We start from the raw sequence: 12547 nt of genomic DNA, 5'->3' as shown, positions 1-12547 counted from the left end.
GGGATACCCGGACGTTTTGACGCCGAAGTTTCTCAGGTGAAACGCATTGAATTCGTGATCTGTTGGCCTTACTGAGTTCCTGAGGCCCAACAGAGGCTTGGCACGCTGAGCGGGCGTGATGGAATGGTAGACATATCAGACTTAAAATCTGAAGGGCGTACGCCCGTGTGGGTTCGAGTCCCACCGCCCGCACCAGCGCATTTCTAAGCCGGAAACCCAAGATCGTTAATCAGTTTCCACAAATCCCGATTCGCCACAGAAAGCTGGTCGACCACCTTTTCGATTTCTTTCATCGCACCCTCATCAACCGTATCCTGGCGGCCCAGTTTGATGTCCGTCTTCCGGTCCGCAATGCGCATCAGGATTGTCTTCGGATTGCCGCTGTCGGGATCGAAGGAATAGATGCAATGGTTGTATCTGTTCCGAATTCCCGAAAGCTTGCTGAGACGCTGCGTGTGCTTAAGGATTGGGTCACGAATGTCTGGCGGACGGCCTTCCATCTTGGCCAGCCGCTCGACCAGATCAATTCTGGCGCGGGTCGTGTTCAGCGTCAGAAAGATGATGACCGAGATATCCTTGTTGGTGCGGGTCAACCCGGCGATCAGGTGAATCAACAGGCTTTCCGTGTTGGTCCACATGTAGTTCAACTTTCCGACTAGCAGGATCAGGCGGTCAAACCGGGCTTCGAAATCGTCAGTCAACGGGCAGCTCTCGCGTTTCGTCCGGCGCAACCTCGAAATAAAACTGCGCAGCTGCGGTCCGGTTACTGACACCGATCTTGCCCGCCACGTTGTGCATATGAAGTTTGACCGTGTGTTCGGTGATACCCAGGTTCGATGCGATGATCTTGTTGCTTTGACCTTTTGACACCAGTTTGAGCACCTGCTTTTCCCGGCGCGTCAGCTTTGAGTATGTCGGGTGGAGACCGCTGGGTCTTGATGTCGCTACCGGCGCGCGGTTTGACGACGTCGGTGCATGCGCCACGCAATCCGCAAGAAAACACGGCAGGTACAGCTCTTCATGTAACAGCAGGCGTAAAATAGACCGCCATACATCCGGCGCGACGTTCATCGGCAGGTATCCGATGTCGCCGAATTTGCCGCGATCCCACTTTTCGAATGCGAGCCGGGCAGCTTCTTCCTTGCGATAAGCAAAGGCCAAGCTGCCTGATCCCGCGATTTCCATATAGGTCTGCGGTCGGTTCAACAGATCGTCCAGCATCATCTGGTCGACGACGACCACCTTTCCTGCTCCAACGTCCAAGCGGCTTGGCGCAGGCAGCACGTCAATTGTTTCGATCCGGCGCGTGACCACGCCAAATTCGGTTTGAACACCATGGATCGTTTGGTCTGAATAGAAGAGTTCTTTGCCGACGAAATTGATCGAGAAGTCTTCGGGATTAGAATTGTTTGGAATAGCACTATCCTGAAACGGAATGCCCATTATTCCCCCCTTAATTAACCCACACCGCGAAAAATGCGGCGAAATTGTAACCAGTACTCGTAGTGCAGAATTTGAAGTGATTTACTGTATAGAGCTGCACTATAGCGGAAAGTACAAGTTTCATCAACGCTGATGGCAGGTTTACAAAAAACAGTTCTAATACTTTCGGCTAGGTTACCTATACCACTTCCCGCTTAAGTAGAAGAAATCGTTGGCTTTCCTAAACTGCTGGTTTCAATCTTGTCACGCAGGCGGACAAAGCGGGCATTTTTACCAACCATAGTTTTAGAGCAATGAAAACAAGGCACTGAGCGTTCTAGTGCTTTAGGGTAGCTATGCAGTTCGCCCTCGGCCTGTAACCATGAGTCTGCTTCTATTTTGAAGTCTTAATTCCTGATGTGTCGGCGAATCGCGCATTTCCGCGAGTCATAACCGCAGACACGAAGTCGGCTAAGCCGAGAAAGGAGGGTGGGAGATACTTCACTGAACGAGACCGCACACATGCGCGTTTTGCGCCTGAGTGTTTTTCCTAGTTTCAACCGCGCCAGTAGCCGTTTTGTAGATGAATGATGGCCCGTGCGCTTTATAAGTGGAAAATAATATGTCACGTGGACGTAATCAAAATCATAATAACGTTGTAGACGTCGAAGAAATTAACACCGGCGATGTCTATGTTCCGATTTATGCCGATGTCGATGTAGAAGAAGCTGACATCGAACTTGAAAACACCGAACAGAAGACCAAAGTCGACAACGAACAGGGTCAAGGTCAGGATCAAGAGCAAGCTCAGAAGACGAAGGTCGAAAATGAGCAAGGTCAGGGTCAAGACCAGGAACAGGGCCAAGGCCAGGATCAAGGCCAGCACCAGGGTCAAGGTCAGACCAACGGTGACAATGAAAATGACAACTCAAATTGGGTTCACATCGATTTCGGCGAAGAAGGTATGCCGAGCGATGATGATGTCGTTGACATCGACGCTAACGGTTCAGAATTTGGTGATGTGATCACCGCTGGTGGCGACATTGACTATGATCCCGGCGATGATCTGAACTTGGACATCGACATGAGCGGTACGACCACTGCAATGTCGGCGATCAACAGCCAGTATGCCAACCTGAGCGATGACGATACTCTGGAAAACGCCGAAGTGAACAACGACGGTACCTTCAAGCAGATGGGCGATGCCAAAGGCGGCGACGCATCTTCTGGCGACGGCATCAGCGCAGGTGCTGATGGCGGAAACTCTGGCGATGGTGGCGAGACCACTGCGGGTGACGCTTATGGCGAAACCTATGGCGGGCACACAGCGGCCTTTGGTGGTCATAGCGGTGATGCCGACGGTGACGGCGATGGCGGCAACGGTGGTGACTCCGGTGACGCACTGAACTTCGGTCTGGGAGTCGGACATTCTGCAGCAGATGCGGATGGTGACAGCACCGGCGGTGAAGGTGGCGACGCAGACGCTGAATCGGATGCCGAAAATGAAAGCGAAACCGAAGTCGACATCGAAAGCGATGGTGGCGACGGTGGCAACGCTGGTTCGATTGGACTTGGTGTTGGACTGGGCCTCTCCGGGGCCAGCAACGACGGAGAATCGGAAGGCGGAGACAATGACTCTGAAGCCGACACTGAAGTCGATTCCGAAGCTGACAATGAATCGGAAGCCGATGACGCAAACGGCGGAAGCGGTCTGGCTGGCAACCTTGGCGGTGCTTTGAACGAAAGCGAAACCGAAGCCGAAAACGGTGACTCCACATCTGGTGGTAACATCGGTCTTGGCCTTGCGGGTGCAGGTTCGGAAGCAGATGCAGATGCTGACGGTGGTGACGCTGACGGCGGTGACGGCGACGGCGGTGACGGCGACGGCGAGGGCGGTGACGGCGGTGATGCCGACAGCGGCAACGGTGACGGCGGCAACGGCGGCGACGGTGACGGCGGCAACGGCCCAGGTGGCGACGGCGACGCTGGTGAAGTAACTGCCGGTGAAGGCGATGGCGGCGACGGCGACGGCGGCGACGGCGACGAAGGCGGCGACGGTGACGGCGGCGACGGTGACGGCGGCGACGGTACTGGAGGAACATCCGGTCAAGTCGACGGTGCGCTTGCAGCTCTGAACCAGCAAAACGGCCTGATTGGTCAGAACAATGGCGCAGCTGGCGCAAGCAACGGCGGTGGTGACACCAACGGTGGCAACCCTGGTGTTGGTGGTGCTGGTGACGGCGGCAACGGCCCTGGTGGTGATGGCGGCGACGGCGACGGTGGTGACGGTGCTACTGGCGTTGGCGGTGATGCCCATGGTGGCAACGGCCCAGGCGGTACGGGTACCGGTGGTACTGGTGTCGGCGGTGCCGGTGCTACAGGTGTCGGCGGTGCAGCTGACGGCGGCAACGGCGACGGTGGCGACGGCACAGGCGCAGCTGGTGTCGGTGGTGCCGGAGGCGATGCTGGTGCAGACGGCGGTGAAGCTGACTCGCAAGCCGATGCTCAGGGCGTAGGTGATCAGGACGCCAAAGGTCCGGTCGTTACGCAATCGCCAGGCGACGCCAACGGTGAAGCCGACAACAACCAGAGTGCGGAAAACAATGCCGGTGACGGTGGAACCAACGATGTCGATGGTTGGGCACAGTCCAATGGTACCGGTACTGCGACCGCTGACGGTGTCGGTGGCGGCGGCGGTGCTGTCCAGCAGGACGCGATGTCCTCGGGCACTGGTGCCGGTTCTGCAGATGCGGTGAACACTGCCGGCGACGGTGGAATGTCCGACGTCTTCTCGGAGGCTGACACTGATGGTTCGGCTGACAGCATGGCAGAGGCCATTGCCGGGTATGGCGGCGACGCGATGTCCGACAACGACGCAACCTCGACCGGAATGGGCAGCGCCACTGGTGCAGCACAATCAGGTGTAGGTGGCGGCGGCGGTGCCGGTGCCGGATACGGTGGAACCTCTGGCAGTGCAGCAGGCACGGCTAACGGTGGTGAAACCTACGGTGCTGACGTCGATGGTGGCGCTGCTTCGGGTGCATACTCGGGTGCTGGCGGAACCGGCGGCAACGCTGGATCCTGGGGCACGGGCAACCAGGGCGACGGAATCGTCAACGGCGAGTCCTACGCTTCGGCAGCTGCCGTGGTCGACACATCGGCGTTCAACCAGTCGATCGTCATGGGTGCCAACGTTCTTGGCAACTCAGTCGATACGACCATGGTTGGTGGTTCGATGACCGCGACCCACAACAGCGACGACAACGACGTATAAGTCGCAGTCAGGGCCCGAATTATCGGGCCCCGACCATCTGATGAAACTGCCGAGGCCGCGACAGGTGGCCTCGGCACAACAAACCCAAAGCGGAAATTTTAGGCCGGGGCGGGGAAAAGGAAACCGATATGTCTCTCGACAGTATTACAGAAACGATTGCGCATTTTGTTGGAACCTTTCAGCTTACCATTGAACAATCCCGCCTGCGGGAGCAGTACGAAGAATTTACCGCGCTTCGGCGCAAGAACGACTTGGACGAACTCGAAGACCCGATGTCCATCCGGGTCAAAGCAGATCTGAAACTCGATCCGGGCGACTATGATGCGCTCCCTTATATGCTTCTGCCGCCCCCTTCCGACCTACCTTTGCCGCCGATGCCCGACGGGCCGGTGGAGATGTCCGAAGTGTTTTCCGGTTCGGCTTTTGGACCCGCCCCATACATTCCTGATGCTCAGTTTGGTGAAGCACAGACAGCTACATTGATTTTGGACCCACAGGTCCCGCCGCTCATCATCGGCTCGGCCGTGACCTATAACTTCCAGACAATTGTCATGAGCGACAACGACGTGGTCGGACATGGCGATTTCCGCGATGTCGAAATCCAGATCGCACAAGGCCAGCAGATGCTGGATGTCGCTCTGTCGATGCACGCTATTGCTACGCCTTCCCTGAATATTGAAGACTACAAGTCACTGGAATATCTGGAAAGTTTGGCCGAGCAGATGCAGTCGCCGATGATTTCGCAAATCGAAGGCGTGACCATCCATCAGTTCCACGGCGAAGACGCGCTGGGTGTTATCGTGAATGGCGAAGTGGTCGAGGAAATCCCGGATTGGAACGATCTTCTTCCGGCACACCATCAGACTGAAGAAGACGAGGACGAAAATGATGCGCCGGACATGTTGCCGGCCGAATGGGACCGCTCGGATGACGACGAGTTCGGCGAGGGCCATACGGTCATTGCGGGCGGAAACCTTGCGGTCAACGAGGTTGCCATCACAGTAGCCTGGGTCGACGCGCCGGTCATCGCAGTGGGTGGTAAGTCCGTTAGCTTAACGGTTGTCAGCCAGGTGGCAGTCGTGTCCGACATCGACCAGGGTGAACCCGGTGTGCAAAGCGACACGAATGTGGTTCAGGCGTCATACATCGGGACCGAAGCCAACGAACAGTGGTGGCAAGACGACGATGCTGCAGAACCAGGTGCGGATCCGATCGTCTCGGTCACGTGGATACAAGGCGACTTGTGGGTCACGAACTTTATCAAGCAGGTGATTGACGCCACCGATATCGACAAGATCAGCACGGAAATCTCAGCTTCGACCAGCTTGTTCACGTTGGGCGAAAACGTTTTGAGCAACGTTACAAACATCGTTCAGTTGGGCAACTTCTATGACTTGATCATGATCGGCGGGAACATGATTTCGGTCGATATGCTGCACCAGACTATCGCGTTGCTGGATGATGACGTCTATGGCAACGGTAGCAAGCCGGCAGAAGGTGACGACAATCTGGTCATGAACCAGGCGTCTCTGACAACGACAGGCGAGGACACGGTTGAAGAGCTGGACATGGCCCATGCCGAAGCCATGCCGCTGCAGCAGGTTGATCGCGAGGCGTTTGAAGACGCGCTGACATCCAATCCCGATTATGCCGGAATGGAATTGATCCGCGTACTGAAGATCGAAGGCGATCTGGTACAGATCAATTCGGTCGAACAGGTCACATTGTTGCAAGATCAGGACGATCTTTCGGTTGATGCTGCCGCTGCCGTTGATGCGGTAGTCAACGGGGCCGGAAATGCCCTGTTAAATGCAGCCAACGTTACCAAAGTCGGTGTCGACTCAACGGTTATGGCGGCGGGCGGCGAGTATTCGGAACTGCTGTTGCACCAGGCCTCGTTGCTTGACATACCCGAAGTGCCAGACGCTTCTGAGTTGGCCAATGAAGCCATTGCTGTGCTTATGGAAGAGACTGCAGCGATTGGCGAAAACGCTATCGCACAGGCACAATCGAACCTTACGCCTTCTGAAATTGCCAGCACCGATGATGCGATGCAAACCATGTTGGCGTGAATTTTCTACCCGTTTAAGTCAAACCGTGTTAGCGTAAAGACTGTATTTTTTGCGAGTGCTCCGAAAGTTTTAAAATGTCGATTGTTTTTTCGTCGCGTCGTTCTCCTGATGCCAGCCCGCTTGATATTGAGGGCGTTGGTACTCCCGCGCAGCCAAATGGCAGCGATGGACCCCAACCAAAAACAGCTAAGGCGCAAAGTTTGCGCCTGAACAAAGAAATGCGTGTGCCAGATCCAAAGGACAGTCCAAAGATGACTGCGAAAAAGGATGATGCGGTCGCCGCTAAAGCTGTGAAGCCCAAAAAGCAGGCGACCAAACCCAGATCGGAACCACCAATTCGTGCCGCGGCTTCCCCCCGGCGCGAACAGTCGCAGCCCGCTAAAGATCAGAATGCCCAGGGCCGCGACGCTGGGGTGGCCGAAGAAGCCCAAAGCCCCGATCCTGACACCGCCACGGAAACGACAGCGCGGGTGACCCCCCAAACGCGCTCGAAGGGCGGTGAACACATAGGTGCCACTATCGAGGCTAAGGCGAACGAGCCGATGCAACTCCGAAAAACGGGCGGAGGTGACGGCAATGGGCCACCCCAGACATTTCACAAACGCACGCCGCCAGAGGATTTCCAAAATACGCTGCGCGTCTCTTTAAAGGCGATCTGGCGCAATCTCGCATTTGTTCTGGTTCTGACCTGCGCAACCAACATTCTGATCCTTGCCATCCCGATTTACCTGTTTCAAATCAGCGACCGGGTGCTGACTAGCCGGTCTTTGGATACGCTGATCATGCTGACCGCAATTGTTGCGGGGGCAGTGATCTTTCAGGCGGCCTTTGATGCGGTGCGACGCTTTATTCTGATGCGAACTGCGGTCGAGGTGGCCGCGCGGCTGGGCGCGCCGGTTTTGAGTGCGGCGGCCCATGCGTCGCTGCACGGCAACGGCCGCGAATACCAGACGTTGGGCGATTTGCAGCAAGTGCGCGGGTTCCTGGTGTCAGGGACGTTGATTTCGTTCCTTGATGTACCTTTTGCGCCGCTGTTCATCCTGATGATTTTCCTGGTGCATCCGCAGCTTGGATCAATCGTTATCGTAACTGCGTTACTGCTGATGATTATCGCGGTAGTGAACCAGAAAATGACCGCCAAGCCATTTGCCGAGGCGAACAGATCCCAGTCGATGGCGAACCTGCACCTCGACTCGATGGCGCGTAACAGCCAGATCATCAACGCTCTGGCGATGATCCCCGAGGCGGTACGCATCTGGGGCCGCGACACGGCTCAGTCCCTGACGTGGCAAGTGCGGGCGCAGGACCGGAACGTGATTTTCGCGGCCATCTCTCGTGCGGTGCGCCTGCTGACGCAGATCGCCATTCTGGGCTGGGGCGCCTATCTGGCGCTGCAGGGCGAGATGACAGGCGGTATGGTTATCGCCGCTTCGATCATCGCCGGGCGCGCCTTTGCGCCTATCGAAGGATCGATTGAAGGCTGGAACTCATTCCTGCTGACGCGGGCTGCGTTTGGTCGGATCAAAAACCTTCTGTCCAATTCAGCCCTTCAGTTTGAAAAGCTGCGCCTGCCACGTCCCGAGGGGCGGATGGATGTCGAACGCTTGCTTTACGTCCCAGGCGGCACCAAACGTGTTGTCCTGAATGGGATCAGCTTCTCGCTCAACCCCGGTGAAACGCTGGCCGTTATCGGCAATTCCGGCGCCGGCAAGACCACGTTGGGTAAAACGCTGGTTGGGTCGATCCTGCCGACATCCGGCAGTGTGCGTCTGGATCTGATGGACATCCGCAACTGGGACCCCCGTCAGTTTGGCGAGAGCATCGGGTATCTGCCGCAGGACGTTCAACTGTTCCCCGGTACGATCAAGGACAATATCGGCCGGATGCGTGCCGATGCGACAGATGAACAAATCCACGACGCGGCTGTTCTGGCTGATGTGCACAACATGATCGCCACTTTGCCGCAAGGATATGAAACCGTGGTTGCGGCTGATGGCTCTCCGCTGTCGGGTGGGCAAAAGCAGCGTATCGCACTGGCGCGCGCTTTCTTTGGCAATCCGCGCATGGTGGTTCTGGACGAACCGAACTCGAATCTGGATGTTGCCGGTGACCAGGCGCTGTCGCGGGCGATTGCGCAGGCCAAGGAAAGCAAGATCACCGTCGTGGTGATCACGCAGAAACCGACGCTGCTTAGTGTTGTCGACAAGATCATGCTGCTGACCGATGGTCGCGTGGCGCTGTTTGGTCACCGTGAGCAGGTGCTGCAACAGCTGAACTCCTCGCGTGGGAACAGACCCGGCATTCAGTCGCAGCAGGGGGGACCGGCATGAACGAACTTGTACCCGTAAACAACGATCCCAAGGACCCAACCGTTTGGTATGCCGAGGTTCCGCGCACGATCCACCGCTTTGTTGTAATCGGTATCGTTTTGCTGGTTGTCTGCTTTGGCGGGTTTGGCATCTGGTCTTTCCGTGCGCCATTGGCTGCGGCGGTGATCGCGCAAGGCAGTTTTGTGGCGACAGGGCAGAACAAGATCGTACAGCACCTTGAAGGGGGGATTATCGACGATATCAAGGTCATCGAAGGTCAGTCCGTTATCAAGGGGCAGGTTCTTATGACCCTTGACCAGACCTCGGCCGAGTCAAACGAACGCGAACTGTTCATCCGCATGACTCGTCTGCAAGCTATGACCGAACGCTTGTCGGCTGAAAATAATGAGCGTGATCGGCTGGAGTTTTCGCCGGAGTTGATAGAGGCGTCTGACGATGTCGAGGTTATGGCTATCCTCGACGGCCAAAAGATCAGCTTTGATGTCTCTCGCAAGACATTGCTGAACGATATCGCTTTGCTGCAACGCAACATGGAAGCGTTGAAAATTCGTTCAAGCGGGTTTGAGGCGCAGTTGGAAAGCATGGTCCGGCGTTCTGAAATCCTGCAGGAAGAGTTTGAAACTAAACAGGCCTTGTTCGAAAAGGGGCTGGTGCGCAAGGGCGACATCAACACGATCCGTCGCGTGCAGGCCGAGGCCGAGGGCCAACAGGCGCGGTTGACGGCTGAAACGGCCGAAATCAACCAGATGATTCTGAAATACGAAGAACAGATATCTCGCACACGTTCCGCCTATCGCGAGGCTGCTCTGGACGAATTGGGCGTGATTGCCGCTGATCTGGAAAGCGTCCGCGAAAAGTCCCGGCAGGCCCGTAGCATTCTGGACCGTGCGGTTGTTCGCGCTCCGGTCACGGGTACGGTGGTGCGATTGCATTATCACACGGCTGGTGGCGTTATCGAAACGGGTGAACCCATTGCGGAAATCCTGCCTTCGGATGCGCCCCTGATTATTGAGGCGCAGATCCCCCGGACGGAAATCGACAGTGTCGTGACCGGGCAGCTGGCGACGGTCCGACTGGTCGGACTTAACCAGCGAACCACTCCTGTGCTAAGCGGCGAGGTTTACTATGTTTCGGCGGACGCGTTGATGGAAGACTCTGCAGGTGTTCCACAAGAGGTCTATCTGGCACGTATCTCGCTGGAACCGGACGAGATCGACCGTGTACGTGGGTTCATTCCCACACCCGGTATGCCCGCCGAGATCATGATTCAGACGGAGGAACGCACCTTTGCGGCCTATATCGCAAAGCCTGTGACCGACAGCATGTCTCGCGCCTTCCGCGAACATTGATCGCCTTATCGGCCTGCTCTTTCCCAGTTTACCATGTTAGCCTCTGGTGAGATTCACCAGAGGGGACGCTTTATGCCATTGACCGTAGGCCAGATGATGGAGGCAGCAAACGCTGCCGTCGAACGGATTGACACAATCAAAGCAAAGGAACTGATCGGGCAGGGTGCTTTGTTGCTGGACGTGCGAGACGCGGTAGAGCTGCAGCAAACCGGCCGTGCGCAAGGCGCACATCATATCCCGCGCGGTATGCTGGAATTCCGCGCTGACGACACCCTGAAATCTCATGACCCCGAGCTGCGCAAGGACCGCGCAATCGTGCTGTATTGCGCGGCTGGTGGTCGTGCGGCACTGGCGGGCAAGCTGTTGAAAGATATGGGGTATGAAAAGGTTTACAACATCGGTGGGTTGCCGGACTGGGTCAACGGTGGCGGCGAAGTGACCTGATTCCTGACCTCTGTCCGTTGAAATCTGACGCAGATCAAGGCGTATAGCATACCAGTTGTCTAAAGCGATAATCGGGCTTCTGACAAAAGGACAACTGACGATGCTACGCCTTGCCTCTATCCTTTATACTTTGATCGCAACCGCTCTGGCCGGGTCGGGCGTTATTGCCGTCCTGTCCGCGGGATTGGTGTCTACGGTTGCAATCGTTTCAGCAGCCGCGGCTGGCTGTGTGGCTGCCTTGCCAGTGTCTTGGTTTGTAGCGAAGAAACTGTACCAGAACGCAGCCTGATCAGGCGTTCAGGTAGGTCCTGACCGCGGCTTCAAACTCACGAGGTTTCTCGGCGTGCAGCCAATGGCCTGCGCCGGGGATTTTCGCAAATCGTGCGGCGGGAAAATGCGCGCGGATGGTGCTGCGATGTTCGGGCAGGACGTAATCGGAATCGCCACCGGACAAAAACAGGGCCGGGCCGTCCCAGGACGCATCAGTTTCCGGAAAGCCCATGATTTTGGGCATCTCGGCCGCCAGCGTGTCGAGGTTCAGAAGCCAACGCTTCCCATTTACGTCCAGCGATTGCGTGAAAAAGCTCTGCAGTGCTTTTTCGACGCCTTGTGCGGCCAACTGTCCCTCGGCGTCCGAGCGTCTTTCAATCGTTAAAAAATCCACGGCGCGCATGGCTTCGATGAATTGGATTTGGCTGTGCGTATAAGTAACGGGCGCAATGTCCGCCACAATCAGCTTGCGCACCAAATCTCCGTGACTCAGCGCCAGCATCATCGCGGCCTTACCACCCATCGAATGCCCGACAACATCCGCTTTGCCGCCAAGGTGCAGGATCACCTCGGCCAGATCTTCGGCCAAATCGGGATAACCGTGCTGATCGGTCCATGCGCTGTAGGCGTGGTTTCGCATATCGACTGCAACGACCTGCCTTTCGTCACATAGTCGGCGCGCAATAACCCCCCAGTTTCGGGCTGATCCATACAGCCCATGCGCGATCAGCAGAGGAGGGTTCGAGGTCGGTTCACCGTGAATGATCGTGTTCAGCATTCTGGTTTGATACCTGCGTGCGTTTGAAACGACCAGCCCCCATTGTCGCCCCTGTGGGGTGAGGTTAGATTGCGCAGGCAGGAGGCCACGTCATGTCGCAAACCACAGATATCCAAAGCCAGATCGCGCAGACGGTGCAATTGCTGCGTGAAAAGCTGGGTGTGAAGGACCAGACGCTGACGGCTTCTGTCCGCAAGGCCAAGCGCCGATTGCCGCGCCGCATATACAAGCAGGCTTTGATGTTGGCCGGGGCCGAGCAGATGGCCTCGCACCCCAAGTTGCGGTTAGTTTTGGATACTCCGAAACTGGCCAAGGCATCGGAAGAGGTTCAGACCCATCTGAGCGGTATTAACCTGGCCGATCGCCGCTGGGGCTGGTTTCTGAACTTTCTGGGGGCTCTTGCTTTGGGATTTCTGGCGCTGGCGGCTTTGGCCGTGTTTGTTCTGCGCTGGCGCGGTTACATCTGACTGCATTCCCAACAAAAAAACGGCGCCCATTGGACGCCGTTCTGATTTGTGATCCCTGTGTGGATTACAGGTTTGGATAGATCGGGAATTTAGCGCAAAGCTCTGCAACCTCGGCTTTGACCTTGGCTTCAACCGCGCCAT

The 12547-nt window shown here is 56.6% G+C and carries 10 protein-coding genes and 1 tRNA gene; 8 read left to right on the top strand and 3 right to left on the bottom strand.

The window, feature by feature from the left end:
* Nucleotides 1–109 precede the first annotated feature (109 nt).
* Nucleotides 110–195: transfer RNA gene (locus AC2FJE_RS19180), tRNA-Leu, on the top strand.
* A gap of 8 nt (nucleotides 196–203) precedes the next feature.
* On the opposite strand, the gene AC2FJE_RS19175 is transcribed toward AC2FJE_RS19180, so the two are convergent.
* Nucleotides 204–701, bottom strand: a complete 498-nt coding sequence (locus AC2FJE_RS19175) for a hypothetical protein (RefSeq protein ID WP_058272340.1) — start codon at nucleotides 699–701, stop codon at nucleotides 204–206.
* Nucleotides 694–1443: a helix-turn-helix transcriptional regulator gene (locus tag AC2FJE_RS19170; RefSeq protein ID WP_496707096.1), complete on the bottom strand. Its 750-nt coding sequence runs from the start codon at nucleotides 1441–1443 to the stop codon at nucleotides 694–696. Before AC2FJE_RS19170 ends, AC2FJE_RS19175 begins: the two co-directional genes overlap by 8 nt.
* Before the next feature lie 601 nt (nucleotides 1444–2044).
* Here AC2FJE_RS19170 and AC2FJE_RS19165 point away from each other — a divergent pair.
* The 6 genes from AC2FJE_RS19165 (at nucleotide 2045) to AC2FJE_RS19140 (ending at nucleotide 11180) form a co-directional block, all read left to right on the top strand.
* Entirely contained in the window at nucleotides 2045–4696 is a 2652-nt protein-coding gene (locus tag AC2FJE_RS19165; RefSeq protein WP_496699762.1) for a hypothetical protein, read from the top strand.
* 128 nt (nucleotides 4697–4824) lie between these two features.
* The gene (locus AC2FJE_RS19160) at nucleotides 4825–6768 is read left to right on the top strand and encodes a type I secretion protein (protein WP_496761321.1); all 1944 of its coding nucleotides are present in this window, start codon (nucleotides 4825–4827) and stop codon (nucleotides 6766–6768) included.
* 251 nt (nucleotides 6769–7019) lie between these two features.
* Nucleotides 7020–9098, top strand: a complete 2079-nt coding sequence (locus AC2FJE_RS19155) for a type I secretion system permease/ATPase (protein ID WP_496761320.1) — start codon at nucleotides 7020–7022, stop codon at nucleotides 9096–9098.
* Nucleotides 9095–10447, top strand: a complete 1353-nt coding sequence (locus tag AC2FJE_RS19150; RefSeq protein ID WP_496699759.1) for an HlyD family type I secretion periplasmic adaptor subunit — start codon at nucleotides 9095–9097, stop codon at nucleotides 10445–10447. The genes AC2FJE_RS19155 and AC2FJE_RS19150 overlap by 4 nt, the downstream gene beginning before the upstream one ends.
* A 72-nt stretch (nucleotides 10448–10519) precedes the next feature.
* The gene (locus tag AC2FJE_RS19145) at nucleotides 10520–10891 is read left to right on the top strand and encodes a rhodanese-like domain-containing protein (RefSeq protein WP_282119957.1); all 372 of its coding nucleotides are present in this window, start codon (nucleotides 10520–10522) and stop codon (nucleotides 10889–10891) included.
* A gap of 100 nt (nucleotides 10892–10991) precedes the next feature.
* Nucleotides 10992–11180, top strand: coding sequence for a hypothetical protein (locus tag AC2FJE_RS19140; RefSeq protein ID WP_282119956.1), 189 nt, complete (start codon nucleotides 10992–10994; stop codon nucleotides 11178–11180).
* Here AC2FJE_RS19140 and AC2FJE_RS19135 read toward each other — a convergent pair whose 3' ends face one another.
* A complete protein-coding gene (locus tag AC2FJE_RS19135) occupies nucleotides 11181–11939 on the bottom strand; it encodes an alpha/beta fold hydrolase (RefSeq protein WP_282119955.1) in 759 nt (252 codons plus the stop codon).
* A gap of 92 nt (nucleotides 11940–12031) precedes the next feature.
* Here AC2FJE_RS19135 and AC2FJE_RS19130 point away from each other — a divergent pair, with 92 nt between their 5' ends.
* Complete coding sequence (locus tag AC2FJE_RS19130) at nucleotides 12032–12406, top strand: hypothetical protein (RefSeq protein WP_108862404.1); 375 nt, start codon at nucleotides 12032–12034, stop codon at nucleotides 12404–12406.
* Nucleotides 12407–12547: the final 141 nt, after the last annotated feature.

This window comes from Ruegeria sp. CDSC002 (assembly GCF_059610905.1).
The sequence above is the reverse complement of the archived record's forward strand: the minus strand, read 5'-3'. Positions and strand labels throughout refer to the sequence as shown.